This window comes from Marinobacter flavimaris (assembly GCF_002933295.1).
GTDB classification, from domain to species: Bacteria; Pseudomonadota; Gammaproteobacteria; order Pseudomonadales; family Oleiphilaceae; genus Marinobacter; species Marinobacter flavimaris.
The window spans coordinates 32,437-55,439 of record NZ_PSSW01000010.1 but is presented as its reverse complement, the minus strand read 5'-3'; the positions used below and the strand labels follow the sequence as shown (position 1 = coordinate 55,439).

Annotated in this window: 17 protein-coding genes and 1 tRNA gene; 5 read left to right on the top strand and 13 right to left on the bottom strand. The window is 57.7% G+C overall.

Going from position 1 to position 23,003, the window contains the following annotated elements; all coding sequences use genetic code 11:
* Together recG and MDHKLMBL_RS16600 are read left to right on the top strand one after the other, a co-directional pair.
* On the top strand, positions 1–2,076 hold the full coding sequence (recG, locus tag MDHKLMBL_RS16605) for an ATP-dependent DNA helicase RecG (protein ID WP_104271525.1): 2,076 nt from the start codon (positions 1–3) through the stop codon (positions 2,074–2,076).
* Between the two features lie 151 nt (positions 2,077–2,227).
* Complete coding sequence (locus MDHKLMBL_RS16600; protein WP_008169582.1) at positions 2,228–3,592, top strand: HDOD domain-containing protein; 1,365 nt, start codon at positions 2,228–2,230, stop codon at positions 3,590–3,592.
* A gap of 336 nt (positions 3,593–3,928) precedes the next feature.
* Here MDHKLMBL_RS16600 and MDHKLMBL_RS16595 read toward each other — a convergent pair whose 3' ends face one another.
* The 9 genes from MDHKLMBL_RS16595 to rpsU all read right to left on the bottom strand — a co-directional run bounded on the left by MDHKLMBL_RS16595 (position 3,929) and on the right by rpsU (position 16,756).
* On the bottom strand, positions 3,929–4,390 hold the full coding sequence (locus MDHKLMBL_RS16595; RefSeq protein ID WP_053114227.1) for a DUF2489 domain-containing protein: 462 nt from the start codon (positions 4,388–4,390) through the stop codon (positions 3,929–3,931).
* A 19-nt stretch (positions 4,391–4,409) separates the two neighbouring features.
* Complete coding sequence (locus tag MDHKLMBL_RS16590; RefSeq protein WP_104271523.1) at positions 4,410–6,704, bottom strand: molybdopterin-dependent oxidoreductase; 2,295 nt, start codon at positions 6,702–6,704, stop codon at positions 4,410–4,412.
* Positions 6,705–6,861: 157 nt separating this feature from the next.
* Entirely contained in the window at positions 6,862–10,089 is a 3,228-nt protein-coding gene (locus MDHKLMBL_RS16585; RefSeq protein WP_104271521.1) for an Ig-like domain-containing domain, read from the bottom strand.
* Between the two features lie 12 nt (positions 10,090–10,101).
* Positions 10,102–11,439 (bottom strand): alkane uptake protein AupA, encoded by a 1,338-nt coding sequence (aupA, locus tag MDHKLMBL_RS16580; RefSeq protein ID WP_104271519.1) that lies wholly within the window; start codon positions 11,437–11,439, stop codon positions 10,102–10,104.
* Between the two features lie 288 nt (positions 11,440–11,727).
* Complete coding sequence (locus MDHKLMBL_RS16575; RefSeq protein WP_104271517.1) at positions 11,728–12,312, bottom strand: PEP-CTERM sorting domain-containing protein; 585 nt, start codon at positions 12,310–12,312, stop codon at positions 11,728–11,730.
* Between the two features lie 196 nt (positions 12,313–12,508).
* Positions 12,509–12,585: transfer RNA gene (locus tag MDHKLMBL_RS16570), tRNA-Ile, on the bottom strand.
* A 97-nt stretch (positions 12,586–12,682) separates the two neighbouring features.
* A complete protein-coding gene (gene rpoD, locus MDHKLMBL_RS16565; protein ID WP_008169681.1) occupies positions 12,683–14,530 on the bottom strand; it encodes an RNA polymerase sigma factor RpoD in 1,848 nt (615 codons plus the stop codon).
* A gap of 133 nt (positions 14,531–14,663) precedes the next feature.
* Positions 14,664–16,391 carry a DNA primase gene (dnaG, locus tag MDHKLMBL_RS16560; protein ID WP_104271515.1) on the bottom strand — a complete coding sequence of 576 codons (1,728 nt, stop codon included), beginning with the start codon at positions 16,389–16,391 and terminating at the stop codon, positions 14,664–14,666.
* A gap of 149 nt (positions 16,392–16,540) precedes the next feature.
* A complete protein-coding gene (gene rpsU / locus MDHKLMBL_RS16555) occupies positions 16,541–16,756 on the bottom strand; it encodes a 30S ribosomal protein S21 (RefSeq protein WP_007153483.1) in 216 nt (71 codons plus the stop codon).
* 238 nt (positions 16,757–16,994) lie between these two features.
* Between rpsU and tsaD the strand changes: the two genes are divergently transcribed.
* Positions 16,995–18,050: a tRNA (adenosine(37)-N6)-threonylcarbamoyltransferase complex transferase subunit TsaD gene (gene tsaD, locus MDHKLMBL_RS16550; protein ID WP_104271583.1), complete on the top strand. Its 1,056-nt coding sequence runs from the start codon at positions 16,995–16,997 to the stop codon at positions 18,048–18,050.
* A 3-nt stretch (positions 18,051–18,053) separates the two neighbouring features.
* Here the strand turns inward: tsaD and plsY are convergent, their stop codons facing one another.
* On the bottom strand, positions 18,054–18,644 hold the full coding sequence (plsY, locus tag MDHKLMBL_RS16545) for a glycerol-3-phosphate 1-O-acyltransferase PlsY (protein WP_104271581.1): 591 nt from the start codon (positions 18,642–18,644) through the stop codon (positions 18,054–18,056).
* A gap of 140 nt (positions 18,645–18,784) precedes the next feature.
* On the opposite strand from plsY, the gene folB reads away from it, so the two are divergent.
* Together folB and folK are read left to right on the top strand one after the other, a co-directional pair.
* On the top strand, positions 18,785–19,141 hold the full coding sequence (folB, locus tag MDHKLMBL_RS16540) for a dihydroneopterin aldolase (protein ID WP_008169661.1): 357 nt from the start codon (positions 18,785–18,787) through the stop codon (positions 19,139–19,141).
* On the top strand, positions 19,141–19,665 hold the full coding sequence (folK, locus tag MDHKLMBL_RS16535; protein WP_008169659.1) for a 2-amino-4-hydroxy-6-hydroxymethyldihydropteridine diphosphokinase: 525 nt from the start codon (positions 19,141–19,143) through the stop codon (positions 19,663–19,665). The genes folB and folK overlap by 1 nt, the downstream gene beginning before the upstream one ends.
* Here folK and pgi read toward each other — a convergent pair.
* The 3 genes from pgi to panB are packed head-to-tail and all read right to left on the bottom strand — an operon-like array spanning position 19,648 to position 22,971.
* A complete protein-coding gene (gene pgi, locus MDHKLMBL_RS16530) occupies positions 19,648–21,309 on the bottom strand; it encodes a glucose-6-phosphate isomerase (protein WP_104271513.1) in 1,662 nt (553 codons plus the stop codon). The two genes, folK and pgi, sit on opposite strands and share 18 nt — an antisense overlap.
* Before the next feature lie 22 nt (positions 21,310–21,331).
* Complete coding sequence (gene panC, locus MDHKLMBL_RS16525; protein WP_053114245.1) at positions 21,332–22,180, bottom strand: pantoate--beta-alanine ligase; 849 nt, start codon at positions 22,178–22,180, stop codon at positions 21,332–21,334.
* Entirely contained in the window at positions 22,177–22,971 is a 795-nt protein-coding gene (panB, locus tag MDHKLMBL_RS16520; protein ID WP_008169652.1) for a 3-methyl-2-oxobutanoate hydroxymethyltransferase, read from the bottom strand. The genes panC and panB overlap by 4 nt, the downstream gene beginning before the upstream one ends.
* Between the last annotated feature and the right edge of the window lie 32 nt (positions 22,972–23,003).

The window sequence follows — 23,003 nt, the reverse complement described above, 5'->3', positions numbered from 1 at the left end:
ATGACGTCACTGGATGACATACCGGTCACCCAGCTCAAGGGCGTAGGAAACGCCCTGGCAGAAAAGCTCGCCAAGCTGGGTATTACCTCCCTGCAGGACCTGCTGTTTCACCTGCCTCACCGATACGAAGACAGAACCCGGGTAATACCCATGGGAAGTCTTCGCATCGGTGACGTGGCCGTGGTGGAAGGGGAGGTTATGAAAGCGGACCTGATCATGGGTCGCAGACGCAGTTTGCAAGTAACCCTCCGGGATAACAGCGGGTTTCTGGTGATGCGCTTTTTTCATTTCAACGCGGCCCAGAAAAACCAGTTTAGCGAGGGCGCCAGGGTTCGCTGCTTTGGCGAAGTCCGGCCCGGGCGCGCAGGTTATGAGTTCTACCACCCGGAGTACCAGACCAATCCGCCGCCCATGCCGGCGGAAGGTGATGCGACCCTGACCCCGGTTTACCCGCTGACAGAGGGCATCCAGCAGCCACGCGTTCGCTCGCTCTGCCAGCAGGCTCTGGGCTATCTTGACCGGTTCCCGATCCGTGACTGGTTGCCCGGAAACCTGCTGGCCGAGTATCAGCTGCCTGGAATCACCGAAGCTGTCCAGCTGGTGCATTCCCCGCCAGCCAGCGCGCCGGTCAACCTGCTTATGGAAGGGCGCCATCCGGCGCAACAGCGCCTGGTGATGGAAGAACTGCTGGCCCATCAGCTGAGCTTGCTCCAGGTGCGTGAACAGATTCAGGCCCGTGAAGCGCTCCCGCTCCTGCCCACGGGGGATTTGCCCGAGCGTTTCCTCGGTTCCCTGCCCTTTGCACTCACCGGTGCCCAGCGCCATGTGCTGGCCGACATCCGTCAGGACCTGAGCCAGCCACTGCCGATGCTCCGGCTTGTTCAGGGCGATGTTGGCTCGGGCAAGACCGTCGTCGCGGCATTGGCGGCGTTGCAGGCTATTGGCGCCGGTGCACAAGTAGCCCTGATGGCGCCCACCGAAATCCTTGCCGAACAGCATTTTCAGAATTTCCGGGCATGGCTGGAGCCTCTGGGCATCCGTCTCGCGTGGCTATCCGGGAAGGTAAAAGGAAAGACCCGGACGGAAACGCTGGAAGCGGTCCAGTCAGGGGATGCCGCCGTGGTGATCGGCACCCATGCCCTGTTTCAGGACGACGTCAGGTTCCATCGTCTTGCCCTGGTCATCGTCGATGAACAGCATCGTTTCGGCGTACACCAGAGGCTGGCCTTGCGGGAAAAGGGTGTCGGTGGCTCACTGGCACCTCACCAGTTGATCATGACCGCAACACCCATTCCCCGTACGCTTGCCATGAGCGCCTATGCCGATCTCGATACCTCGGTGATTGATGAACTGCCTCCAGGACGGAAGCCGATCGAAACCATCGTGATTCCCGACAGCCGCAGGGAAGATGTGATTGAACGGGTTCGGGGCGCCTGCAGGGAAGGTCGACAGGCCTATTGGGTGTGCACTCTGATCGAGGAGTCCGAGGCTCTGCAGTGTCAAGCCGCGGAGGTGACTGCCCAGGAGCTTGCCGAGCGATTGCCGGACCTGAAAGTGGGGCTGGTGCATGGCCGGCTAAAGGCTCAGGAAAAGGCGGCGGTGATGGAGCAGTTCAAAGTTGGCGAGCTGGACCTGCTGGTCGCGACCACGGTGATTGAGGTTGGGGTGGACGTCCCCAACGCGTCGCTGATCATCATTGAAAACCCGGAACGCCTGGGGCTGGCCCAGTTGCATCAACTCCGTGGTCGTGTTGGCCGGGGCGAGCAGGCAAGTTTCTGTGTCCTGATGTACCACCCGCCTTTGTCCGCCAATGGCAAGGCCCGGCTGCAGGCGCTCAGGGACAGCCAGGATGGCTTCTTTATTGCCGAGAAAGACCTGGAGATTCGGGGGCCGGGCGAAGTATTGGGTACCCGGCAGACCGGTATGATGCAGTTTCGTCTGGCGGACTTCGAACGCGACAAGGGCTGGATTGAGCCAGTTCGGAAAATGGCGCCGGGATTGATGGTTCATCCGGAGACTGTCCGCGCTCTGGTGCGACGATGGCTCGGTGAGAGAACGCGTTACGGCGATGTGTAAAGGCGTCCGTTTATTCACTGAAAGCGTATGAAAACGCTCTGGAAATAGAGTTCAGTCAACGTCAGAGTCATTTCTTTGCCCTATACTGGGTTTAGTATGATTTTCGGGTTCGGGTTATCCGGCGGGAAACAGCAATATTCGGGAGAAATTTATGGAATTACCTGTCGCAGTTCAGCAGGCTCTGGGTGAGACCGCAGCGGGTGTATCCTTGAGGGATGTCAGCACCGCCAGCCGAAAAGAACTGTTACGCATGGTCTTGCTGACTGATGAGCAAGGTAACCTTCAGGTGATTTGTCGCAAGGACGATCTGATTGATTTAGAACAGATGAACAAGGAACTCGGGCGTGATCTGCGTCTGATGAAGCGCCGCGAGCAAGTGCGGGTGAGAGAGCGGGCTGGCCTTAAAGCGCTTCCAGCACTGCCTTCATTGACCGGCTGGCCGACGCTTGTTGATGAGCGTGTGGATCAACTTTCTGCGGTTGCGTTGGAGCTTGGCGAACAGAATCTCGCGATGGTCATGCCTGCAGAGGACTTTCAGGCTCTGACAGCCAACGCCGATCGACACTCTCTTGCAGTCGCCCTGGAATCCATTTCGGTTAATTATGATGACCACGACAGAGATCGGGATCAATTCCATTCGGCCATCAAAAAATTCACCGGTTTAAGAATACAGCAGAGACTTGAAGATACGCTTGAGTTACCACCACTGCCTGAAACCGCGCAGAGAATCATCCATTTACGAGTAAATCCCAATGCTGTGATGGGGGACCTCGTTGATATCGTCGAGAGCGATCCAAGCTTGGCAGCGCAGGTGGTCAGTTGGGCGTCGTCTTCGTTCTATGCCGCCGCCGGCCGGGTAAAATCAGTCCATGATGCGGTGTCCCGAGTTCTCGGATTCGACCTTGTCATGAACCTGGCCATGGGCCTTTCGTTGGGGCGGGCATTAAAGCAGCCTCAGGATCATCCCGAAGGTTATGTGGATTACTGGCAGCAGGCTATCTGGCAAGCCCAGTCCGCCGGTATTTTGGCCAGCATGATGCCCCGCGGAGAGCGTCCTGTCTTTGGTCTTGCCTATCTGGGAGGCCTTCTCCACAACTTTGGCCACCTGGTTCTGGCGCAAGTGTTTCCGCCACATTTCAAGCTGGTATGCCGTTCGCTGGAAGTGAATCCTGATATTGATTCCTCCGTTACTGAACACTATTTACTTGGCATTACCCGAGAGCAGATTGCAGCCCAGCTCATGGAAAACTGGGGCATGCCCGACGAGGTCACACTGGCAATCCGTTATCAAAAGAATCGCTTCTACAGTGGATCGAACAGCGTTTACGCCCGTTTGCTCTGGCTCGGCCGGCAGTTGCTAACGGCACGAGGTGTAGCTCTCGGCGCCGGTGAAGAGGTTGATCAGGCAGTCTTCGATGAGTTGGGTCTTGATCGAGGGCAGGTTGAGGAACAGTTCGATGAACTGGTTCACAATAAAGATAGCGTTATGGCAATGGCCGGTATGATGAGCCAGTAAGGTCTACATCCCCATATTTTGATTCAAAAAAAGCCGGCTCAGAGGCCGGCAAGCTCACCCGCTTTATTGCAGAGTCGTCCAAACTTATCAGGAGAAAACAACGTTAGGTGGCACCTGCCGCAGATGGTCGGTGCCCCCTTGCTTATAATTTAGACCCTGATGGAAAAAAGAAAAGTCAACAGTTGTAACCTGGAAGGAATGATCGTCGTGTCAGTTTTTCACCGCGTCAGAACCTTTTGATTTGATGAGCTAAATTATTCTTTTTGTCGACCGAATAGTTACAAAATGTTACAAAAATAAGGTCTGACCAGTTCCTGGATGCTTGTATAGCTGACTCTAACCTGAAAAGGAGTGGTGTCGGATAGCGGTTGCGGCCCGGCGAATCGCATCGGCATGCTTCTGTTCCACTTCGAAACGTTCCTTGTCCATCTTGTCCACGAACTTTGTCTCCGTTGCTTGCCGTGCCCGGTGCGTGGGCATGTGCTGCAACTGGTCATGCACTTCCTGGAATACACTGAAAGGTGATTGCTCCAGCAACTCCGGAGCAATGTGATCGAGCAGGCCCTTGAGTCTCAGGCAGGCTTCCGAGTATTCGATCTGATCCTCTTCAACCGCCATCGCAATAACATGAACACTGCGGATCATGTCTTGTCTGCGGTTGGTCTGGAACGCCTCGGCTTTGGCCTGCCGTTTGCGATTTTCCGAAAGCAACCCCATCTGACGCCGGATGAAGACCGCCAGCAGAACGATGGCGATGAGACCAGCAATAATCAGACTCCACTGCAGCCACTGGGGCATTTTCAGCTCCTTTTATGAATCAGGCCCGTTTGCGTTGGCGCTCCGGGCGCCAGACTTTGACAGCAACGGGCTGTCCATTCAATACGGAAGTGCCAGAGAGCGGATCAATTCGACCGTCGCTGAGCAAGTCGTTGATGCTGGCACCGGCATGGGCAGCCGCCACTGACTGGCCAGTGCCGTCGCGGTCATGGCCCCAGCCATGGGGAATGGATACCACGCCGGGCATGACATCCTCGGTAATTTCAACCGGCAAGACTATCTGCCTGGATTCCGAAGATATTTCTGCAGAGTCAGCGGCCTGCAAACCCAGGCGGCTGGCGTCTTTGGGATGAATCATCAGGGTGCACCGGTCCTTGCCCTTAACCAGCCGCTGACTGTTGTGCATCCACGAGTTGTTGCTCCGAACGTGGCGCCGGCCAATCAGTTGCAGAGACTCGCCGGCCGGTGCAGCCAGGGCCTCATGCAGCCTGCCAAGGTCGTCCAGGTAGCGCCTTGGCGCAAGGTTGATCTTGCCATCGCGGGTAAACAGGCGTTCAGGCAGGGACGGCTGGAGAGGGCCCAGATCGACGCCGTTCGGGTTGTCCTTCAGGGCACTCAGGGAAAGCCCTTTCGGTAGCTCCTGCCAGTGGCGGTTCAGGGGGCTGAGCTTGGCCAGTCCACGAAGCGGATGTCGTTTCGGCAGGATATCCATCACCAGATCGACCGCAGGCTGCAGCAAGCCCCGCGCACGCCCGGCATCAGCGCCATAGGGGCCGGATCGCAAGAGCAGATCAAGAATCGGGTCTGGCCCAATCTGCTTGAAGGCGCGCCAGCCGAGTTCCGCCCGCAGGGCCAGTTGCCCACCTTTCCGGAGCTTTTCCAACCGGTGGGCCAGCTCCAGTAGAATCTGCCAGTCATGGCGGGCTCCCGGGCCGGCATCGAACAGTGCTTCGCTGTATTTGGCGAAATTGCGCACCGCAAACATGCTGAAAATCAGATCATAGTGGCTGCGTTCCAGCGCCGCGGTCGGGGGCAGGATGATATCCGCATGCCGGGTTGTTTCGTTGAGGTAATAATCCACCGAGACCATGAAGTCGAGGCCGCCCAGGGCTTCCTCCAGACGTCGGCCGTTGGGGCTGGAGAGAACGGGATTGCCGGCAACGGTGACAAAAGCCCTGATCTGCCCATCGCCAGGGGTTAACATCTCATCGGCCATGGTGCTGGCCGGGTATTCTCCGCCGAATTCAGGCAGCCCCTTCACGCGGCTGTGGCGCTTGCCGAAGTGACCCTTCTGACCGGCCATGGCACCAAGCTCTACCAGATCAATCGCCGGCTGCGAGAACAGAACGCCGCCGGGCAGGTCCAGTTTCCCGGTCAGGATGTTGAGGCAATAGGCCAGCCAGGTTGCCACACCGCCAAAGGTCTGGGTGCTTGTCCCCATGCGCGTGTAAAGAGCCGCCTTTCGCGTGGTGGCGAGCTGTCGGGTGAGGGCGCGAATGTCCTCCGCGGAAATACCGGTGTGTGCGCTGACCACTTCCGGGGTGAAGCTGAGAGCCGCCAGGCGCAGAAGGTCTGCGTCTTTCACCAGCCTTTCCGCCGGACCGGGATCCACCAGCTTTTCTTCAAACAATGTATGCACCATGGCCATCATCAGCAGGGCATCGCTTCCGGGCCGGACGAAGTGGAATTCGTCGGCCAGCTTTGCGGTCTCGGTGCGGCGGGGGTCCACCACAACCATTCTGCCGCCGCGCTGCTTCAGGGCCTTGAGTCGCCCGCGGAAGTCCGGAACCGTCATCAGGCTGCCATTGGACGCCATGGGATTGGCGCCAATGCAGATAAACAGATCCGTGTGATCGATATCGGGAATGGGGAAAAGAACCTGGTGCCCGAACATCTCGAGACTGGCGAGCATGTGAGGCAGCTGATCATTGGACGTTGCTGAAAACCGGTTCTGGGTTCCGATGGCTCGCAGCAATGGCATGGTGGCAACCAGGGAACCATGGTTGTGTACGTTTGGGTTGCCCAGGTAAACGCCGATGCTGTTGTGGCCGTGGTCCTGGCGGGTCTGGTGGAGCTTTTCGGCGACCAGGTCAAACGCCTCCGCCCACTCCATTTCCTGCCAGCCGGTCCCGGTTTTGCGTATCGGCTTTTTCAGGCGGTCCGGATCTTCGTGCAGATCCTGAAGCGCAACCGCCTTCGGACAGATATGCCCCTGGCTGAGCGGATCATTCTCATCGCCCTTTATGGAAGCAATCCGGCCGTCCTTCATTTCGATCGCGACACCGCACATGGCCTCGCAAAGGTGACAGGTACGATAGTGGGTGCCGTTTTCCATGAAGGGGCTCTCCTGAAAGGTTGTTGTCTTGCTATAGAAGTTTCAATCTGCAACCAGATTAGCAGCAAATGGCTTGGATGGGGAAATAACCACCGTTTGTACCCTGTGCAAAAAGGGCCAACCCGAAGGCTGGCCCTTTGCAGTGGTTTCAGAGCTTTTAATACTCTGCCGGGATCTCTTTGACCGGGTTGGAGATGAAGTTGAGGTAAACGCCCTGTTCGGGGATTTGTAGCGGCAGATCAATCGTCACGATTTCGCCGCCAGGCACCCCAAGCGCCCGCGCCCGGACATTAATGTCGACCAGGTTTGAATTGCGTTGCTCAATCTGCATCCGGCCGTCATCGAAGAAGGTAATATTGCCCTCCAGTTCAAGCACAAACTCCCTACCGTACAGGTCGTGGCGGCCCCCCAGCGGGATTTCCATATCGGGCGCATCGAGCATCAATTCGGCCCGGGTCTTGAAGACCGGCTGGCCATTTTCACCCTCTGTTATAACCCCGGGTATCAGGCCAGAGCGGCTGCAGCCCGGGCCGGAACACGCCGGGTCGTCCTTGGCATAGCGCATGCGGAGGACCTGGGTATTGGTAATGGACTCCTCCTGGAGTGGGATAAATCCAAAAACCCTAAGCTCTGTGAACACACTGATCGATGTGGTCGCCAACTGTGTGGGATACAGGTTCACCAGAATCCCCTCATCGCCGGTTGGCTCATAAATGCCAGGGCCAATAACTTCCGTGTTGAGGGCGTAGGTCTGGTAGATGAACTTATCTTTGGGGCAACGCTCGCCGGTCTCGCAGCCAACCCGCGCATCGGCGGTACTGGCCACAATCACGGGCGGAGAGGCTGATGCTTCGTTATTGCGGACCCTCAGTTTCGTTGAATTGGCTGAAGCGGCCCAGCCATCAGCGTCGCTGCCCTGATGGTCAAACGGCTCAAGACAGTCCGGGTTGGTGTTGGAGTCACAGTCCACAATGAAGTTGGCATTGGTGTCGCGAACTGGCAGGTTTCGCAGAGGCGTGAAAACGCTGTCCAGAGGCTCGGTTCCGGTGAAATAGATCACCATGTCGTCCGGTCCGTTGTTGCCACCTCCGTCATCAAGCCCTTCAAGCAGGTCGGTTTTCAGCGCAAGGCCATCGGAATCGCAAATCGAGGTGTAGCTTCCAGTCGAGCAGCTTCCTGCATCCTCCGATGACTTCAGGGTGTACCGATAGTGTGCGTCGGCTTCCCAGGGCTGGTCCGGGTAGAACCGGATCCGCTGGAGATTCTTTTCAAGCCGTCCAGGTACGTTGCTTTCCACAACCGTGACCGAACCATTGGGTTCCTGCCTCACTTTCTCAACGATGAATGTGTCTCCCTGAATAATGGAATTCAGGTCCATGGACTTGGAGAAGACAACGGTAATGGGACGATCTGACGGCATGGTGCTGACCGGTAGAGTGTCACCCACACCTCCATCGGAATAGCACTGTCCCAGTACGCCGGCGGAGAGATCCAGCAGACTATGATCGGTTTCGCACGGGTAGCCTGGATACGTGGTCAGGGCCAGGGCAGGGCGCCGGGTTACAGTGGAGCCGCCAATATCATCCAGTGAAAACTGTAACGGTGCCACGGTGGCTGGGTTGCCGGCCAGATCGGTCAAACCATCGATGACGACTTCGTAGTCAACGCCATGTCGCAGACCATCGCCCGGATTCAGGATAACGGCAGTTCCGTCCAGTTGTGTCTCAAGTGTCTCAACAGGAACACCATCCGCGAACAGTGAAATTCCGGTATCAATGGAGTCCGCGGCAAGCGGCTCATCAAAGAACAGAATGACCGGATCCCCGGGGCGCTGCATGGACTGGCGCGTATCCGGAATGGCGTTGTCCGGTCCGGGCATCCAGCTGACCAGGCTGGGCGAAGTGCTGTCCAGCTCGCGGAGTAGCTCGGCGTCGAGAACCGAATCGGCATCGGTGGCCGCCTGAAGATGGAACGCGATGGTCGAGTCTGTGTACTCCTGGCCGAGAAGGTTTGGTTCCACCATTCCGATGGCATCGATGGTCAATACGCCATCCTGGACCAGCGCGATGCCGCGCAACTCGACCCCCATCAGATCCTGGGAGAGCGCTGCGTTGGGCTGGGCATTTTCGGTGTTCATGGAGACATCCATAAACAGCGTGATATGTCTGGGCGCGTTGATGTTATCGGTGTAGGGGTTGGGGCTCAGGTAGCCGGATGCGTCTGACAACATGGTGACCTTGATGTTGCCGGTGGTCTGAAGTTGGCCGGTAGCGGCGTCCAGCACAGGAACCTCGCCGCCCACCAGAACATCCAGACTGGTACTGTTCAGCACGCTGCCCCGGGCGATACGCAACGGGAGCGCCTCATCAGCCTCGAATGCTGGCGCATAAGCCAGCTCTGCAAACAGATCGCCGGTCTGTTGGGAGGGGCCTGCTTCTCCCTGGAGCACCGAGTTGAGCGTGACGCCGTTAATGACCTGGCCATTCAGGACGGATCGGGTGACGTCCTGTTCCGCAGTATCTGCGGCCAGCCCGGAATCAACAGCAGACTGCTGAAGTACGACCGTCGGGCCTGTCTCGCGGGGCGTGAATGCGATCTCCTCACTGAACCGGCCCGCTTCGGGCGAGGTCAGGCTGGCCAGGTTTTCCAGACGCAGGGTATAGGTCTGGCTGGTGTCCAGGACATCGTCCTTGCTGCCACAGTCCCTGGGATCCTCGACCAGACAAGGGTCCACCGTTATCCGGTTGCCTTTCACCAGAACCATCGCTGGAACAACCTCTCCGCTGCCATCCAGCAGTTGGATGGAACCGCCCAGAGCCTTCCAGTCAGGATGGATCGGGTGGGTCATGGCCAGGCGGAATGTGGAGAAGTTCATGGCCTCGAACGGGCTGTTGTTTGCCGGAACCTGCCAGGCGATATCAAAATCCGCGGCTGAGTTGGTTATGCTTGCGGGTCCGGAGAAACTTCCCCGAGTCTCGAACTGGATGCCGGCATCGCCGACCGCGTTGGGGGTGTCGATCTGGCGACCGCCCTCTGCAGCCAGAGGTTCGCTGAACTTCACCGTGTAGTCGCCGAGCGTGTCGAGTTCCGACGAGGGCGACAGCATGAGGCTTTTACCGCCGTCAATCCGGCTGATAGAAAAGGGCAGTGACTGTTCCTGAGATTGCAGCAGAATTTTGTTTTGGAGATCTGCATCCTCATCGGTCAACGCATGGCTGAAGCGCAGAACAATGTCGGCTTTCGGGCTGACATCTGCCTGCCCATCGGCAGGGTAGGAATACACCACCGAGCCGGGGGAGACTTTCTCATTCATGGTCTGTTCGTCGCCACCACAGGCGGCCAGTAACAGGGCGGGTATCAGTGCCAGTGTGTTGTTGTACTTCATGGCGTGCCCTCCTTAAAACTTCAGGGTGATGGAGCCGCTGACAACGTGAACGTCGCCGTCTGCAGTAACCGGCGTTTCGTTGCCGTCAAAATCCACCAGTGTGAAATCGCGCTCCTGCAGTTGCTGGTACTGGTAACCGATGTCCAGGCGGACGGGGTAGGCCAGCAGACGGGTGCGGTCATACGTGGCGCTCAGGCCGAGGCCCACGACAATCTTGTCGGTATCGAGGTAGTTGATCTCGGGGTTGCGGGTAGACTTGAGCGGTGATTCCTCATAGGCAACGCCGCCCCGCACGGAAAAGTTCTTGTTGAGGGCATACTCGGCGCCGATTCGTGGAACGAGCACGTCGTCGAATTTGATCCGGCTGCCCGGTGCAACGGACTGCTGGTCCTTGATCGTATCGGAGGAAAATTCGTTTTCCAGCTCGGACCAGTTTTGCTGCTCGACGCTGCCACCAATCCGCCAGTTTTCGCCCTTGTATTGAGCGCCAAAGCCGAAAGTTTCCGGCTGGAAGGAATCAATGGTCGATACCGCCAGGCTGAGGCCGGGATCAGGAATGGTCTGGGTAACAATGATGTTGGAGTCCACCGACGTGGAGGCTGCTGATTTGGTGCGATAGGTGAACGCGGTTTCCCAACCATTCAGGAAACAGTCGCTTTCAGGGCAAAAGGTGCTTCCAAGATCGATGTTGGTGCCAAGAATCGTTTTGAGCGAAGGTTCGGCATTGACTGCAAGGCGCTCGCGGCTGGTTTCACCACCGAGAGTAGAGACCGCATCAAGGTTCGCTTGGGCATCCAGGGTGACGCGCACCGACGCCCCGGCCGAGATTCCGCGCCAGAGTGGCGTTGCACCACCAATGTTCAGGAACAATGGCTCCTTGCCATACTTGAGAAACTGCCCGTTCTCCGAGGTCTGGGAATCGAACGCCAGCATTTCCTTGCCATATTTCTCGACCCCGGCAATGAAACCCAGATAGATCGGGTGCTTGAAACGAGTCAACGAACCCAGATTGGTTTTCATGCCGATCAGCACGTGCTGGCTGGGAGAGTTGGCAAGGATGTCGCCGTTGGCATTCGGATTCGCAGACCGCAGCTCCTGCTCGGAGTGCAGAATGCCCGCAGTCAGTTCCCCCCGCTCGTCTTTCGTGAGGTAGGCAGGGTTGTAATAGGTGGCTGACACCTGGTCATTGAACATGGACAGTGACTGGGCAGTAGCAACATCCACGGGCATTACGCCATAGGTGGTGCCGATGTTGCCCATGCTGGCATGAACGGAAACGGAGAAACCGACAGAGGCGGTGGCGATCGCAAGAGAAAGTGCCCTTGACCGGGAACGGGAGGAAAAAGCCATTGATACACTCCATTACTTCGTTGTTTTTATACTCGGGCCGCGAAAGGACGGCTGGTATTTTTGTTCAGGAGGTAGTGTATTCGGCTTGTCTTTTGTGGGCGTTGGCTTTTTTGACAAGAATTGATGTCGGTAAAACCACGTATGCTTTGGGCCGTACTCAATCGAACATTTCAATTGTTCGCTGGGCAGATAGATGAGGATTTTGTTAGAAGCGGCGATTTTATCAAGAAATAAAAAAGCTCCTCATGGAGGAGCTCAAGATAAACTGTAAAGAAATCTGACGAGTTTCTAAGCAGCTTTCTTTTTTCTACGTGCAATTGTCAAGCCCACGAGGCCAAGACCGAGCAAAGCGACTGCACCCGGTTCGGGCACTGTAAAGTCCCCTTTCTTCCCATATAAGTTCATATGGGATAAGCCACCACCTGTAGGTCTGATATCAGAACCAGTGATAAAGCTCCATTGGCCAGAACTAACGAGCGATTGAAGGGAGAAGACGAACCATTCATCCGGCTGGTTGCCAGTCCCAAACTTAAATCCAAGCGCTGCTTCAGAATAATCGTTCCAGAAGTTGGAGTCGAATTCCCAAGTATTAGGATCACTACCATAGGATAGGTTGTATGGATTACTGCTATCTGATTTGCTTGCAAGCTCGTAGTCGCTACCAGCTCCAGTCAGGAAAAGGTCGCTAGCGGGATTCCCGTTTAGGTTGCCAACCCCTGATGCAAGACATGCTGATGCCTGTGTGTCGGAAATCTGCATGTAATTGATTGTTGGATCGGTGTTACAGGAAATCAAGGCGCTATGTGCACTGACGCTGAACATCAGGCCAGCCATCGTGCTCACCGCAGCAATTTTCATTTTACTTAACTTCATAGCTTTTCACTCCCGATGCTTTCCTTGCGTTATGCTCCTTAACGTGAAAGCACTTTTTGGGCCAGCATAAGAAAAGCTTTTATTTTTAGCTGGTTGGCTTTGTGGATAGGTCCCGCTTTTATTTTTGTGTAAATAAAGTTGACGGATAGATCTGTTTTTTCGTTTGAGCAGAGGTGTAGTCGAAACCGGTAAGATATGGTGGGCCCAGCTGGACTCGAACCAGCGACCAAGGGATTATGAGTCCCCTGCTCTAACCAACTGAGCTATAGGCCCGTTCAGCGAATGCTGTTTTGAAAGGTGTTTCCTGGGGGGGAAACAAAGCGGGCGCCATTATACCGGTGAGGTGTGGCGCCCGCTACTGTTTGGGAAATTATCCCTGATTGCCCTGATCGTCGATGAAGCCACGCAGGTGATCGGAGCGTGAAGGATGGCGCAGTTTGCGCAGGGCCTTGGCTTCGATCTGACGAATCCGCTCCCGGGTTACGTCGAACTGTTTGCCGACTTCTTCCAGGGTGTGGTCGGTGTTCATCTCGATACCGAAGCGCATCCGCAGAACCTTGGACTCGCGGGCGGTGAGGCCGGCCAGTACCGAGCGGGTGGCTTCGCGCAGGCCTTCAGCGGTGGCGGAATCCACCGGAGAGAGGGCCTGGATATCTTCGATGAAGTCGCCCAGATGGCTGTCTTCGTCGTCGCCGATCGGTGTTTCCATGGAGATCGGCTCTTTGGCGATCTTCAGTACCTTGCGGATCTTGTCCTCGGGCATCTCCATGCGTTCGCCCAGCTCTTCCGGAGTGGGTTCGCGGCCCATCTCCTGCAGCATCTGGCGGGAGATGCGGTTGAGCTTGTTGATGGTCTCGATCATGTGCACCGGAATACGGATGGTGCGGGCCTGGTCCGCGATAGAGCGGGTGATGGCCTGACGAATCCACCAGGTGGCGTAGGTCGAGAACTTGTAGCCCCGACGGTACTCGAACTTGTCGACGGCCTTCATCAGGCCGATATTGCCCTCCTGGATCAGGTCCAGGAACTGCAGGCCCCGATTGGTATATTTCTTGGCAATGGAAATAACCAGACGCAGGTTGGCCTCAACCATCTCTTTCTTGGCGCGGCGGGCCTTGGCTTCACCGATGGAAACCCGACGGTTGATTTCCTTGATGTCGGCAACGTCCAGATCCACTTCAGTCTGCACGTTCTGGATGCGCTTCTGCAGGCGAACGACTTCGTCTATACGCTCGGCCAAGGGCGCTGCGTAAGGCTTCTTGCTCTTGGCAATTTTGTCGGCCCAATCCAGGTTGGTCTCGTTGCCCGGGAACGACTTGATGAAGTCCTTGCGGGGCATTTTGCACTCGCGAACACAGATCTGCATGATCGCGCGCTCGTTTTCGCGAACCAGGTCGTTGGTGGAGCGAACCACGTTCACCAGCTCGTCAAAGGCCTTGTTGGCGAGTTTGAACGGTGCGAAAACCTGACCCAGCTCGTTCAGGGCTTCCTGGGTCTTCTTGTCGGACCGACCGTGCTTGGCCAGGGCCTTGTTGGCGGCCTCCAGCTTTTCGTTGAGCAGTTCGAACCGGAGTCGGGTCTCTTCCGGATCCGGGCCGTTATCGGTTTCTTCTTCCGAGGAATCGTCGTCATCGTCTGAATCCGAGTCGGAATCATCAGAGCTTTCGGGTGTGGTGTCCTCACCCATGAACGGCTCGGCGTCGTCCGGATCCAGGAAGCCGGTTACGATGTCGCTGATACGGCCTTCGTTTTCGAGAATGCGGTCGTAGGCCTGGATAACGGTGCCAGCGGTGCCCGGGAAGTGGGCAACGGCGGCCATCACATCGCGAATGCCTTCCTCGATGCGCTTGGCAATGACGATTTCGCCCTCGCGAGTCAGCAGCTCTACGGTGCCCATTTCGCGCATGTACATGCGAACAGGATCCGTAGTGCGGCCGGCGTCGGTCTCAACAGCTGCCAGAGCGGCAGCGGCTTCAGCGGCGGCGGCTTCGTCAGCGGTGGAGTCGCCCTCGGTCATCAGCAGGGTATCGGCGTCCGGTGTTTCTTCGCACACCTGAATACCCATGTCGTTAATCATGCGAATGATGTCTTCGACCTGATCCGGATCGGCGATGTCTTCCGGGAGGTGGTCGTTTACCTCGGCGTAAGTCAGGTAACCTTGTTCCTTGCCTCGTGCAATGAGGTCTTTCAAACGTGATTTTTGCGAATTGCCTGACATAGACACCCTGTAAACTCGCTTTTAGAAGGAAAAAAGTTAAACAGCCATTATAGCTGTCGCTTAGTTGCTCTGCCACCAAGGAGCCTAGGCTCAAAGGTTAGATGGTGATCAGTGCCTCAAGTTTCAAGTGCTGCTAGTCCCCGGTGCCGCTGCTCAGGGCCCTCAGCTCCTGTCGTTCCTCGCTTGTGAGGTTCGACAGATTTCTCAATAGTGTGGCAAGCCGCTGCTGGCGGGATGCCTCTTCGTTCGGGCTCAGAAGCTCACGGGCGGCGGCCAGTGTGCTTTCCCGCGCAGGAATATGCTCGATCCCGTCAAACAGGTGGTAGAAGCGCTCACGAGCGTCCCTGTCCAGTGCCAGCGTACGCACCAGGGTTTTCCTGTCCCGGATGTCGTTTGCCAGAATCCACTCGGCAAAATTCCGGGCCTGATTGAATTGTCGGGAGCTGCGGGCCAGCTCGGTGACCTCGGTAGCCAGGTCCGGTGCTTCCAGTAGGGCAAGGCACAGAATGCTGTCCTTGCTGAGTTTCACATCAATTCGATCCTCGGACACCCGATCCCGTCGCTCGCCGTTCCAGCGCCCTTTCTGCCCCTGCTGGCGGCTCTGCCACTGGTTCCGGCCACCACAAAGGCGGAGCATTTCGTGCCACATGGCATCCCGGAGGGTGCTTCTGGGCATCTTGTTGAGCAGCGGTTCGACCCTGGCTCGCAATTCGCCCCGATGCTCTGGCAGTTGCAGGTCCAGCCCTTCACTCTGCCGATCAAACAGATAGCGGGACAGAGGCGTTGCCCCTTCAATGCGCTTCTGGAACGCTTCCGGCCCCTCCTTGCGCACGAGGGTGTCCGGGTCCTCGCCCTGGGGCAGCATCAGGAACTGGAGGTGAAGGCCATCGGCCATAAGTTCCAGTGCGTTTTCCATGGCCTTGTCCGCGGCCCGGAAGCCCGCCTGGTCGCCGTCAAAGCAGAACACGATGTGTCTGACCTGCTTCAATAACGCTGTGAGACTGTCCTGGTTCGTTGCTGTGCCCAGCGTCGCAACCGCATAGTGAATGCCGTGCTGGGCGAGGGCGATCACATCCATGTAGCCTTCAACCACCAGCAGCTTGTCCAGCTGCCGGATGGCCTGTTTGGCCTCGAAAAGCCCGTAAATCTCGCGGCTCTTGTGAAACACATCCGACTCCGGGGAGTTGATGTATTTCGCCTTGTCGTCGCCCAGGGTGCGGCCGCCGAATGCCACGGTTCTGCCCCGGCTATTGCGAATCGGGAACATCACCCGGTTGCGGAACAGGTCCCTGGGTTTGCCGTACTTGTCGGAAACCGTGCCGGTTTCAATCAGCGGACCCTGCAGGTCCTTGCTGGCAACATCAAACAGCGCCGTGCTGGTGGAGGGCGCATAGCCCACCTGGTACTGCTCGATGATGGCGTTATCCAGACCCCTTTGTTGCAGGTAGTCCCGTGCGTAGGCACCTTGCTGACCTTTGAGCGCTGATTGATAGAAGCGACTGGCAAAGTCCAGTGCATCGGTCAGCGTTCGCGCCTGCTGGATTTCCTGTTTTGCCGCCCGGTCGTAGGGCACTTCGAGACCAACCCGCTTGGCCAGTTCCTCTACCGCCTCGGTAAAACCCAGGCCTTCAAACTCCCTGACAAAGCTGATGGCATCGCCATGGGCGCCGCACCCGAAGCAATGGTAAAAGCCCTTGTCTGGCCGAACGTTGAACGAGGGTGTTTTCTCGTCGTGGAACGGGCAGCAGGCCTTGTAGTTAGCGCCGGCCTTCTTGAGCGTGATGCGTGAACCGATCAGTTCCGCCAGGTCGATACGATCCAGCAGGTTTTCAACAAACTGTTGAGGGATCAGTCCGCTCATGGGGGCTCCACATCAGGCCTTCATCGGAGTTGGCCAATAGCCAAAAATGCCGCCGAAGCCAGGCCTCGGCGGCATTTTTGAGTCGCTCTGTGCAGCCTGCGGCTGTACAGGCAATCAGTGCTTTGCAGTCAAGCGGCGTCAGATAAAACTTAGTACAGACGCTCGAACTTGCGCTGTTCCCGCTGAAGCTTCTTGAGATGACGCTTAACGGCAGCGGCTGCTTTGCGCTTACGAACAGCGGTCGGCTTCTCGTAGTGCTCACGACGACGTACTTCGGAAAGTACACCCGCTTTCTCGCAGGAACGCTTGAAGCGACGCAGTGCTACGTCAAACGGTTCATTCTCTTTCACTTTAACAGCTGGCATTCGAAAATCACCTACCTGATAGATTCGGTTTCAATTTTGTCCGTCTGGCGAGGCCAGACCGGTTCTCGATTCCTGGTCAGATTGGCTAAAACTCGACCAGTGCATATTTTAGGGCGGCAATGATAGCGCCTGCGTTATGGCAAGGTCAATGTTTGTTCGATGAATCTGCCAGTGGGTTTCGGGTTTCTGCTAAAATGCGCGTCGTTTTCATTTCTGCCAACCAATGTGGCCCGAAATTATGCTGATTCTAGGTATCGAAACCTCTTGCGACGAGACTGGTGTAGCGCTTTACGACACGGAAGCGGCCCTTCTGGGGCACGCCCTGTTCAGCCAGATCGACATGCATGCTGATTACGGGGGTGTCGTCCCTGAACTGGCGTCCCGTGACCACGTTCGCAAGCTCCTGCCCCTCTGCGATCAGGTGCTTTCGGATGCCGGTAAAGGCCGTGCCGATATAGAGGGAATTGCCTACACCGCGGGTCCGGGCCTGGTCGGCGCGCTCATGGTTGGGGGCGCGGTTGCCCATTCGCTGGGGTTTGCCCTTGGAGTGCCGGTGCTCGGTGTGCATCACATGGAGGGCCACCTTCTGGCGCCCATGCTGGAGGATAATCCACCCGCGTTTCCCTTCGTTGCACTGCTTGTTTCGGGTGGCCATACCCAGTTGGTAAGGGTTGATGGTATTGGCGAATACGAAATGCTGGGAGAATCAGTAGACGACGCCGCGGGTGAGGCCTTTGACAAGACCGCCAAGATGCTCGGTCTGGACTACCCGGGTGGCCCGCGGGTGGCAGCGCTGGCGGAAAAAGGCACAGAGGGCCGTTATCGGTTCCCGAGGCCGATGACCGACCGTCCCGGCCTGGATTTCAGCTTCAGCGGCCTGAAAACCTTCACGCTCAATACCGTGAATGCTGCTCGTGAGGCGGAGGGGCTGACGGACCAGACCCGGGCGGATATTGCCCTGGCGTTCGAGGCTGCCGTGGTCGATACGCTCACTATCAAATGCCGCCGGGCCCTGGAGCAGACAGGCTGCAAGCGGCTGGTCATAGCCGGAGGGGTGAGCGCCAATAAACGGTTACGGGCGGGCCTGGAAAAAATGGCCGACAAACTCAAAGCCCACGTTTTCTACGCCCGGCCGGAATTCTGTACGGATAACGGTGCAATGATCGCCTACGCCGGTGCCCAGCGCATGAAGGCCGGCCAGCAGGACGGCGAGCGGATTGTAGCAGTGCCCCGGTGGCCAATGAACACGCTGCCGCCCATTAACGAACCTCGTTCAACCGGTCTGGTGGACTGATCGTTAAAGTCCGGCTTCCCGTCCCTGGGCGAGCCGGATGAGGTTGTTGCGGTGGCGAACCACAATCAAAAGTGCGAGCAGGCCGAACAGTGGCAGGGTTTCCGGTTCAAGGAAGGCGCTGATCAGCGGGCCGCAGACAATGGCTATCAGTGAGGCGAGGGCGGATATTCGCCAGCGCCAGATTACCAGCATCCAGATAGCGGCCATCAGCAGCGTTGTGACCGGCGCCAGCGCAAGACCGGCCCCGAGCGCCGTCGCGACCCCTTTTCCACCCTTGAATCGATAGAAGATCGGGATCATGTGGCCGGTGACGGCGAACAGGGCAACGACAGCCTGAACCATTACGGAAAGACCGGCGGCATGGGCCAGCCAAACGGGTAACCAGCCTTTCGCGGCATCCAGCGCAAGCGTGAGTAGCGCTGGCGGCCATCCGCCGGTTCGGTAGACATTCGTGGCGCCGGGATTGCCTGAACCCTGCGCCCGTGGGTCCGGGAGTTTCCAGAGTTGGCAGACCGGCAGGGCAAACAGCACTGAACCTGCCAGGTAAGCGGCGGCGCAGAGTAAAACCGTTAAAACCGGGTCACTGGGAAACATGCTGTGGGCTCGGAAGCAAAGACGTATACAACCAATATGTGCGAAAATGCCCGCCCTGAAAACGCGGGCCATGCTCTTCACAGTATCCCCTGGTTGTGCGTTATTCAATCACCAAAGAGTGGAAGAACTCCGGAGTACCCTTGGCAGACACTGTATTGATCGAAGGCCTCGTTGTGGAAACTGTGGTCGGCGTTTATGACTGGGAGCGGGAAGTCACCCAGAACCTGGTGGTCGATCTGGAAATGGCCTGGGATAACCGGGTGCCGGGTCGAACAGACGATGTCGCCGATGCCCTGGATTATGCGGCCGTCAGTGCTCGGGTGGAGACCTGTCTGCAGGCACTCAGGCCGCAACTGCTTGAGCACGGCGCTGAGGTGCTCGCCAGAGCCTTGCAGGATGAATTTGGCATCACGTGGCTTCGGTTGGCGATACGCAAGCCGGGGGCCGTACCTACGGCACAGGCGGTGGGTGTGCAAATCGAGAGGGGAGTCCGGTGATGGCAGCGGCCGTTCGGGTTTACATCAGTATTGGCAGCAATGTCGACAGGGAACGCTACGTCAGGGCAGCGCTCGATGCGCTCTCGGCATGGTTTGGCGAGCTGATTATCTCCCCGGTCTACGACAGCGAAGCGGTCGGGTTTGATGGCTCGCCCTTCCTGAACCTCGTAGTGGGCGTGGATACGTCCCTGTCGGTTGCCGAGCTTTCGAAGCGTTTCAAACAGTTGGAGGCGGACAACGGCCGGCGTCGGGATGTGCCTAAATTCAGTGCGCGAACGCTGGACCTCGATATTCTCACCTATGGCAGTGCCGTCGGGCGCATCGATGGCGTTGAACTGCCAAGGGGTGAAATCCTGAAAAACGCTTTCGTGCTTCGGCCACTGGCCGACATAGCGCCTGAAGCAGAGCACCCGGTGTGCGGCAAAACCTATGGCCAGCTATGGCGGGAGTACGACACTGGCCAGAAGCTCTGGCCGGTGGGCTTCAGCTGGCAGGGTCGGCAGATTTCACACGCTGCCGGTTGAGCGGAACAGCTCGATGAGGTGATCGGTCGAGCTGTCGCTGGCCTGGGTGCCATCTTCCTCGCCCAATAGCCGCGGCAGGATGCCTTTACCCAGTTGCTTGCCGAGTTCCACACCCCATTGGTCAAACGAATCCACGTCCCAGATAACCCCCTGCACAAAGGTGCGGTGCTCGTAGAGCGCGATCAACGCGCCCACAGTCTCGGGTGTCACCTTCTCCATGGTCAGCGTGTTACTTGGCTTGTTGCCTGGGATCACCTTGTGTGGCGCAAGCTGTTCAATCTCGCTTTCATCCCGTCCTTCGGCTTTCAGCTCGGCCCTGGCTTCTTCCAGTGATTTTCCGGCCATCATGGCCCTGGACTGGCTGAGGCAGTTGGCAAACAGGTCGGCGTGATGGGTGGCCACCGGATTGTGGGTTTTCAGAGGTATGATGAAGTCCGCCGGAATCAGGCGGGTGCCCTGGTGGATCAGTTGGTGATAGGCGTGCTGGCCATTGGCACCGACGCCGCCCCAGATCACCGGGCCGGACTGCCAGGCGAGTGGGGTGCCCGCTTGCGTAACGCTCTTGCCGTTGCTTTCCATATCCAGCTGCTGGAGGTGGTCTGGCAGGCTGCGCAGGTAATGATCGTAGGGCAGTATCGCGTGGGTCTCGGCTGCCCAGAAATTGGTGTACCAGATGCCCAGCATGGCCATAACCACCGGCAGATTCTTTGCCAGCGGCGCTTCACGAAAGTGCTGGTCCATGGCATGGGCGCCGGCCAGCAGGGCCCGGAAGTTGGTCATGCCAACGCTAAAGGCAATGGGCAGGCCGATGGCTGACCACAGTGAATAACGGCCGCCGACCCAGTCCCACATCGGGAAGACGTTCTCCGGATCGATACCGAAGTCCTGCGCCGCCGGCACATTGGCCGTCACGGCCATGAAATGCTGCGAGACGGCCTGTTCATCCCCGCAATGATCCAGAAACCACTGTTTTGCGACTTTACTGTTCTCGAGGGTTTCCTGCGTGCGGAATGACTTGGACTGGATCAGGAACAGAGTGGTTTCCGGATTGACCTGGCGCAGAGCCTCGCAAATCTCGGTGCCATCAATGTTGGCCACGTAATGGCAGCGAATGCCGGCCTGGGCGTAAGGTTGAAGGGCTTCGCCAACCAGCTTCGGGCCCAGGTAGGAGCCGCCGATACCGATGCTTACCACATCGGTGAAAGGTTTGCCGGTGTACCCGGTGCGGTGTTGGCCCAACACCTCCTCCACCAGGGTTTCCATGCGTTGCAGGGTGCGCTGCACCTCGGCGACCACGTTTTCGCCGTCAACGGTGATGGCGTCGGTTCCCGGGTTGCGCAATGCCGTGTGCAGGGCAGGGCGATCTTCGGTAACGTTGACTCTCTTTCCGCTGAGCAAGGCCTCCCGCCGTGCTTCCAGGTTACAGCTGCTGGCCAGTGCCAGAAGCGCGTCGAGCACGTCGTCAGTGATCCGATTCTTGGAAAAATCCAGTGACAGCCCTGCGCCTTCAATGAAATAACGCTTTGCCCGCCCGGGATCCTGGTTGAACAGGTCCTTCATGAGAACGCCGTCCAGGCGTTGCCGATGTTCCTTCAGTGTCTGCCATTCGGGTTTCGAGGTCAGTACTTCAGGATGTGCGGGCATCAGAGGTTCCTTTTCTGTTGGCTTATCGGGTCAGGGACAGGTTATCGATCAAGCGGGTGGTGCCCAGGAAAGCTGCCGTCAGGATGGTAATCTCCCGATCTTCAGCCGTGGCCGGTTTGAGTGTCTGACTGTTGACGATATTGAAGTAGTCCGGCCTGAGCCCTGCGTCCCCGAGACTCTGCTCAGCTTCGCTTTCCAGGGCCTGGAAGTCTGTACGACCATCGGTGATCTTGGCCGCCGTGGCCTGCAGAGTCTGGTAGACCGCTGGCGCAATCTGCCGTTCCTCGGGCGTCAGGTAACCATTGCGCGAGCTTTTCGCCAGGCCGTCGTCCTCTCTCACCGTGGGGCCGCCCACCACATCAACAGGGATCATCAGATCCCGGACCATTTTCCGGATCACGGCCAGTTGCTGAAAATCCTTCTCGCCGAATACAGCGAAGTCCGGCTGCACCATATTGAACAGCATGGTGACCACCGTGGCTACGCCCTCAAAGTGACCCGGGCGACTGGCGCCACAGTGGCCGTCGCTGACATCCGGCACGACCACCTGGGTCTGACTTGCCAGCCCTTCCGGATAGATTTCCTCGGCGGAAGGCGCGAATACCAGTGTGTTACCGGCCGAGGCGAGCTTGTCCTGGTCTTCAGCCAGGGTTCTCGGGTAGGTCTCGAGATCTTCGCCGGCTCCGAACTGCATCGGGTTCACGAAGATGCTGGTAACCACCACATCCGCCATCTCCGCTGCTTTGCGCACGAGGGAGATATGGCCCTCGTGCAGGTTGCCCATGGTGGGTACCAGGCCGATGGTTTTGCCCTGCTGCCGGTAGCCGCGGAGGATGGTTCTCAATTCTTTCAAAGAATGTACAGTTCTCATGCCTTGAACGTATGCTCCTCAGCGGGGAATGAGCGCTCGCCTACGGCTTTCACGTAGGCCTGGAGGGCTTCCTGTACCGAATCTGTTTCAGCCAGGAAGTTCTTGACGAATCGTGGCTTACGGCCAGTGGTAATGCCCAGCATATCGTGCAATACCAGAATCTGTCCGTCGGTGTCTGGCCCGGCACCTATCCCGATGACCGGTGCTTTGACGGCTTGGGAGATGCGTGCCGCCAGCGGCGCGGGAACGCACTCCAGCAGGATGGCATCGGCGCCGGCGGCTTCCAGTTCGCAGGCGTGCTCAATCATCATCTCCGCCGCTTTCTCGTCACGGCCCTGGACCTTGTAGCCGCCAAATTTATTGACGAATTGCGGCGTGAGGCCCAGATGTGCGCACACGGGCACGGCGCGCTCGGTCAGAGCAGTAATGGTTTCTTTCATCCAGTCCGTGCCCTCGAGTTTTACCATGTGCGCGCCCGCGCGCATCAGTTCCGCTGCGTTCTCCAGGGCAGACTCGACCGTGCCGTAGCTCATGAAGGGCATGTCGGCCATGATCAGGGACCCACGGTTTCCTTTGGCCACGCAGCTGACGTGATACACCATCTGGTCCATGGTCACCGGCAGGGTGCTGTCATGCCCCTGAAGCACCATCCCGAGGGAGTCGCCGATAAGGATTACGTGAACGCCCGCTTCACTGACCACCTGGGAAAAGGTGGCGTCATAGGAGGTAAGGGCAGCGAAGGCTTCGCCCTTCTGCTTGAACTCACGCAGGGTATTGATGGTAACAGCCATAGAATCCTTGCCTTTTGGGTGGATGGGCCTGG

What these genes read in the sequence shown, in the direction of transcription:
- panB (WP_008169652.1), bottom strand. Translation starts at nt 22,971, where the DNA reads ATGGCTGTTACCATCAATACCCTGCGTGAGTTCAAGCAGAAGGGCGAA.
- dnaG (WP_104271515.1), bottom strand. Translation starts at nt 16,391, where the DNA reads ATGAGCGGACTGATCCCTCAACAGTTTGTTGAAAACCTGCTGGATCGT.
- MDHKLMBL_RS16585 (WP_104271521.1), bottom strand. Translation starts at nt 10,089, where the DNA reads ATGAAGTACAACAACACACTGGCACTGATACCCGCCCTGTTACTGGCC.
- folK (WP_008169659.1), top strand. Translation starts at nt 19,141, where the DNA reads ATGGCAGCGGCCGTTCGGGTTTACATCAGTATTGGCAGCAATGTCGAC.
- MDHKLMBL_RS16575 (WP_104271517.1), bottom strand. Translation starts at nt 12,312, where the DNA reads ATGAAGTTAAGTAAAATGAAAATTGCTGCGGTGAGCACGATGGCTGGC.
- rpoD (WP_008169681.1), bottom strand. Translation starts at nt 14,530, where the DNA reads ATGTCAGGCAATTCGCAAAAATCACGTTTGAAAGACCTCATTGCACGA.
- plsY (WP_104271581.1), bottom strand. Translation starts at nt 18,644, where the DNA reads ATGTTTCCCAGTGACCCGGTTTTAACGGTTTTACTCTGCGCCGCCGCT.
- panC (WP_053114245.1), bottom strand. Translation starts at nt 22,180, where the DNA reads ATGAGAACTGTACATTCTTTGAAAGAATTGAGAACCATCCTCCGCGGC.
- recG (WP_104271525.1), top strand. Translation starts at nt 1, where the DNA reads ATGACGTCACTGGATGACATACCGGTCACCCAGCTCAAGGGCGTAGGA.
- MDHKLMBL_RS16590 (WP_104271523.1), bottom strand. Translation starts at nt 6,704, where the DNA reads ATGGAAAACGGCACCCACTATCGTACCTGTCACCTTTGCGAGGCCATG.
- MDHKLMBL_RS16595 (WP_053114227.1), bottom strand. Translation starts at nt 4,390, where the DNA reads ATGCCCCAGTGGCTGCAGTGGAGTCTGATTATTGCTGGTCTCATCGCC.
- MDHKLMBL_RS16600 (WP_008169582.1), top strand. Translation starts at nt 2,228, where the DNA reads ATGGAATTACCTGTCGCAGTTCAGCAGGCTCTGGGTGAGACCGCAGCG.
- aupA (WP_104271519.1), bottom strand. Translation starts at nt 11,439, where the DNA reads ATGGCTTTTTCCTCCCGTTCCCGGTCAAGGGCACTTTCTCTTGCGATC.
- tsaD (WP_104271583.1), top strand. Translation starts at nt 16,995, where the DNA reads ATGCTGATTCTAGGTATCGAAACCTCTTGCGACGAGACTGGTGTAGCG.
- rpsU (WP_007153483.1), bottom strand. Translation starts at nt 16,756, where the DNA reads ATGCCAGCTGTTAAAGTGAAAGAGAATGAACCGTTTGACGTAGCACTG.
- pgi (WP_104271513.1), bottom strand. Translation starts at nt 21,309, where the DNA reads ATGCCCGCACATCCTGAAGTACTGACCTCGAAACCCGAATGGCAGACA.